This window comes from Hymenobacter agri, assembly GCF_054778495.1.
On the sequence record NZ_BAAGZM010000310.1, the window covers coordinates 1 to 4,878 of the forward strand.

Below are 4,878 nucleotides of genomic sequence, written 5' to 3' on the forward strand. Positions count from 1 at the left end.
GCATTTGGCGCACGTATGCTGAGTTGTTACCATCAACCTTATACGTGTTCATCCTCACTTAGACCACCGCCAATTACTATTTGTATTCATGGGCAACAATGAAGAAAAGAGAGCAGTCCATTTCTTCCTGCTAGGTTGCGTCCGTCTGCCGGTGGGTAACGCATATGGAGCAAAGCGAAATGAGTAACGCAACTGGCAGGCAGCATTCGCCTTTCTTCGCTGTCAAAGTGAAACACAGGTCACGTTCTTGAATGTCTTGGAAAGAACTTATCCCTTGCGCAAGCTTACAGATTATGCTAGAAGAAACCGTTTATACAATCACCGATTGGTACGATGGTCCAAGAGGGGGAGTAGCTAGTTTTGAGGGTCATCCCCATTACTATGAATCTAGGTGGGACAACGAACTTGATGACTGGTCCACCTACTATTTGCTTACCCCCCTTGATGCCACAACCTTTCAACTAGCGTTGGAGGATTGGGCTATATGGGAGAGATGGGAAGCAGCATTCAAGAAAGGTGAGACAACAAATGATACTCATCCAGCACTTCCAGAAGACCAAGTGAGGCACAAAGAAATTGACCAACTGTTGACAGGAAAGTTGGTAATTAGCCCCCTTTCAAGCTTTCGGGCAAGAGCCACGTTTCATTATGTTGGCAGTAAGCCATTCGTTGAATGGAGTGTTATCCGTTAAAACATTTTTGCGTACCTTTGCACTCCGAATCACAAGCACCTAATCAACGTCTACTCATCTCTGTAACAAACGGTCTAGTCTAGATAAAAAAAACTAACTGACTGTCAAACATTTAGATGTTATATGTCGAAAAGCTTTAAATTTATTGCAACAGTTGTTTTGTCGTCTGACGATAATTGCTACTTTTGTACTCACAATTCGACAAAAAACAGATAATCACACTGTTAACTTTTGCCAAATGCATCCGGCCCTGACCACCCAAGCCGATGCCCACACACTGACTTTTAAGGGAAATCTGCTCTTTTTTGCATAGTAAAACAGCCGGCAAGCAATGCTCACTGGCTGTTCGTAAATGACAAGAGATGTTCTTATAGGCTGAGTAAGTCTTCTTCGTCTACCTAACGGTAAGCGGAGATTACACTAGTACTGGGACTAGAATCCGGAATGCTTTCGCACGTTTCGGATAGATGCGCACACCGTTCTTCATAATGCTTCGAACAAAAATGTAACGGTAGCCTTCAGGGGCTGTATCTGAGTTCACTTACATAGTCACCTCCTCTCTGTTTTGAACAGTACTTGTCACTTGGGCCTAGCTAGCTGGAACTAGCTGGGCCTTTTTGTGTGCATACATCCCTGGAAGGACGTAGAGCACACCACAAATATACGCCAAAATTTGACCTACAAACGATTCTTGCAAAAAAAAGAGTCAAGGGGTCGCCAAAATGCCGAAAGTCGCTGAGAGGGCTTCTTTGGCACCAAAAAAGGCCATTTACCAAGGTGGTTAGCCAACGCAAGCATTTTGGCACCGAGCCAATGTATTTAGCCAATTAAAAGCACGAGCTTTTTTAAGGCTAAATGCATAGTAGTTAAGCTCATGCGTAAAAATGGTGCTTAAACTGGCAATGCTTGCCTACTAAGGGAAACCGCCAGAATTTCAATGTTATAGCCTAATGGTGTGCATTAACTACACACCGATTTACGCAGAAAGATTTTTGGCGCTTAAGATGTGAACACAGGCATTTCGTGGTATTGCTTTCCATTAAGCAAACTGCCCGCCGCCTTCTTATTAGTTCCCCCCCACTGCTTGAAGAAGAAGGCAACGCCAGCTGTAGCGCACTGCCGACGAATATCTTCGACCCACTCCTCGGCCATTGGGCGAGGCTTGCGCCCTGACTCTCCACCAACGATTACCCAATCAATCCCTGACAGATTCAAGTCAGGCAAAGGACCCAATAGCGGCTCAAGTGACAAGAACTTAACGTGGGCTCCGCTTCGACGCAGATGGTCGATGCGGTACTGTACCCGCACATCTTCCACAGAAACACCCATCCAAATATTGGGGGTCCATTGCAGAACATCCGAGTACTGCTCCAATAGTTCGGCCCGCTTAGTAAGGACTTGAAATTGGTGCTGCGGGCACTGGTTCATGGTGGTAAACACCTTCTGGATAAAATCGAGGGGAACGTTCACATGAAACAGGTCGCTCATCGAATTAACGAATACTGTGCGAGGCTTGTGCCACGTAAAGGGTCGCGAGAGTTCGGCCTCATGGGTGCGAATGACCCGAAAGCCATCAGCATACTTATCCACACCCATTGCTTGCAACCGGCGCGTCATGACTTCAGCGTAACAGAACTTGCAACCGGCCGACAACTTGTCGCAACCCGTCGTTGGGTTCCAAGTCATCTCCGTCCACTCTATGCTTGACTGTGCCATGTTTACGACTTAATAGTGTTAGCAATATTCAATCCGCTTGCATTATTGGTACACATGATAAAATGGTACATCGTCATATTAATAGAGTTCTTAAGCGGCCGAGGAGTCGAGACAAACTTGAACACCCCTTCCTCGCGAATGCGACGAGAGTAAAGAGCAGCAATCTGTTCGGAAGGTTGAGGTTTTTTCTGGAAAGACTCTAGGTCTCCAAATAGGGTAGGAACCTTTTTGCGCTGGTAGAAGTGGTCCATAATGGCTTCTTCTTCCATACCAAAAAACTCCTTCAGCTTCTTCATCCAAGACGGTTCGATTAACGCATCTTTGCGTAACAGGCGGCCTGCGCCTATTCCCGTTGGCACAAGTATCCATACGTCAAGCGGCAATTCTCGTAAACTTAGCAAAGAATCCCAACTTAGCTGCATCCCGTAAGGGTCTAAAAAAGCTAACGTTCTGATATTCTTGTTTTCCGGCCGCCTCATATAATCCGCTAAATCCATTAGCTTTTTATTGCAGTCAGAATTACTCACAAAAGCGGTGCTCCTTTTTCGCGGGTAATCAGAGTCGATGAGTTGCCGTAGGCGTTCGGCGTTGTCCCTGTTTTTCTCAACGAAGTAATGAATATCGAAAGGCCGTGGAGTCGCGATATCGAGGATTCGGGTTGCCACACCCTGAATCAAATCGAATTCATCTGCCTCCTCATTGGGGTCAATCACGCCCGACCCGGCGAATCCATCAAAGTAGAGCAGTCGAAATGGTTGGCTTTTCATGATGGTCAGATAGGCCATCACGTATTTCATAAAAATCTCAATCTTCTCTTCCGTCCATTTGCCTCCAAACTCGTTCATTGCAGGTAGAATCTACTCGACGTGGTAGTACGCCAGCCTGCAATATAGGTGTGTGGCCATGACCGTACATAGCTCTCCGCAAAAGCCCGTTTCTTCAGGTTACTACTTCGTCCAACTGCGCACTTCTACCTGCTACGGTTGGCGTTGTAAAACGCCATCAAGTCTGCTTTGCTCACTCGCCACTGTGGCTTGTCGAAGGTGCCGATGTTCGCCGCAGTGAGCCGGCCGGCATCAATCTTTGACAACACCGTTTTCTCACACAATTGAAGGCGTTTGGCGGCCTCTTTTACGGTGTAAAAGGTGTCAGTATCTTTCGCTACTGTAGCAGCTTCAGAGAGTCTCTTTAGCTCATGCTGCATTCCAGCCAGCAGGGTTGAAGAGAGTTGATTTAGGAATTCAGGGGGTAAGCCAAAGGATACTTGCACTGTTGAATGGTGCTGAGGGAAGGGTGAAAGCCTCTTGCTTGCCTTATAGTCTAAAAATTCTGAAATGTTACAGGTTTAAGCCACCCCCTACTCCTCCCCTTCCTCTGGGAGGGGGGTGCCGTTGGTCCGTAACCGCTTGCCATTGCACCAAAATTGGGGTGGGAGTGGAATTGTATGCCCCACACGCACAAAAAATTTGTCAAAAAACGCGTTCAGTAAGCTGGAAATATAGTTTTTACGCTTATTACAGTTGTTGCAACCTGCTTTTTCACATGTTCCTATACGGCCTACTAACGTTCCCTATGGGCTTCAAAGCTTCATTAGTGGTTCCTATGCAGGCACAAACTGATGAATACAGGGGTAGCAATGCTCATGACAAACACACAAGCAGCTGAAATTAGCTGAAAACTCGCCCATTTCGGTGCTTAACTGTGTGCTAACTGGGTAGACCTAAAAGAAAAACACCGTAACAACCTGTGTTAAAGGCTATTACGGTGTCTCTAGGTAGCGGGGACTGGACTCGAACCAGTGACCTTTGGGTTATGAGCCCAACGAGCTACCAACTGCTCCACCCCGCACTGTTTGGTTCTGCAAAGGTAGCTATAAAAGCTGGCGAAGCAAGCAGGAGGGCGGCTTTTTTCTCGGGAAATGGTGCTGCGGCTTTACGATTCGCGGCGACGCACTGGTTATCCGCGCGTTAGCCCCGAGCGGCCGAACCATTATTTTTTTGCGTTCGCCCGCAGCAGCGCGGGTGGCGGGCGCTACGTATAGCCCTCGCCAACTTTCTCTTCTCCTCCCGCTTTTCTCCATGCTGCCACTTCAATTCACCACTTCCCGCACGGCCCGCTACCTCAGCCTGGGCGAGCCCGGCCCGGCCATCACCCACGTGTGGGTATGCCTGCACGGCCACGGCCAGCCCATGCCCGAACTGGCCACCCAACTGCAAAACCTCGATACGCCCGAACGCCTGCTCCTGCTACCGGAGGCGCTAAGCCGCTACGAACAGCCCCAGGACCTCAATGCCGACGGCATTATCGACGCGGCTCCGCGCACCGATGCCGCGTGGTTTGCCACCGAAACCCTACTGCCCGACCTGACCGACCTCGGCGTTTACCTCGATGCGCTAACGGCCCAGGTGCTGGCCGCCTGCCCGCCCAACACGCCCGTTACGGTACTCGGCTACGGCCACGGCGCGGCGGC

At 48.9% G+C, this 4,878-nt stretch carries 4 protein-coding genes, 1 tRNA gene and 1 pseudogene; 2 read left to right on the forward strand and 4 right to left on the reverse strand.

From position 1 onward, the window contains the following. Nucleotides 1-293: 293 nt before the first annotated feature. Nucleotides 294-692, forward strand: a complete 399-nt coding sequence (locus ACYVDE_RS14460) for a hypothetical protein (RefSeq protein ID WP_460502252.1) — start codon at nt 294-296, stop codon at nt 690-692. A gap of 999 nt (nt 693-1,691) precedes the next feature. Here the strand turns inward: ACYVDE_RS14460 and ACYVDE_RS14465 are convergent. From ACYVDE_RS14465 to ACYVDE_RS14480, 4 genes are all read right to left on the reverse strand, one after another. Further along, complete coding sequence (locus ACYVDE_RS14465; protein ID WP_460502253.1) at nt 1,692-2,408, reverse strand: DUF5131 family protein; 717 nt, start codon at nt 2,406-2,408, stop codon at nt 1,692-1,694. Between the two features lie 2 nt (nt 2,409-2,410). Beyond that, nucleotides 2,411-3,253 (reverse strand): class I SAM-dependent methyltransferase, encoded by an 843-nt coding sequence (gene tcmP / locus ACYVDE_RS14470; protein ID WP_460502254.1) that lies wholly within the window; start codon nt 3,251-3,253, stop codon nt 2,411-2,413. A gap of 125 nt (nt 3,254-3,378) precedes the next feature. After that, entirely contained in the window at nt 3,379-3,678 is a 300-nt protein-coding gene (locus ACYVDE_RS14475) for a helix-turn-helix domain-containing protein (protein WP_460502255.1), read from the reverse strand. 505 nt (nt 3,679-4,183) lie between these two features. Next, nucleotides 4,184-4,256: transfer RNA gene (locus ACYVDE_RS14480), tRNA-Met, on the reverse strand. 230 nt (nt 4,257-4,486) lie between these two features. Here ACYVDE_RS14480 and ACYVDE_RS14485 point away from each other — a divergent pair. Continuing rightward, nucleotides 4,487-4,878 (forward strand): annotated as a pseudogene (locus ACYVDE_RS14485) (hypothetical protein); the annotation flags it as partial.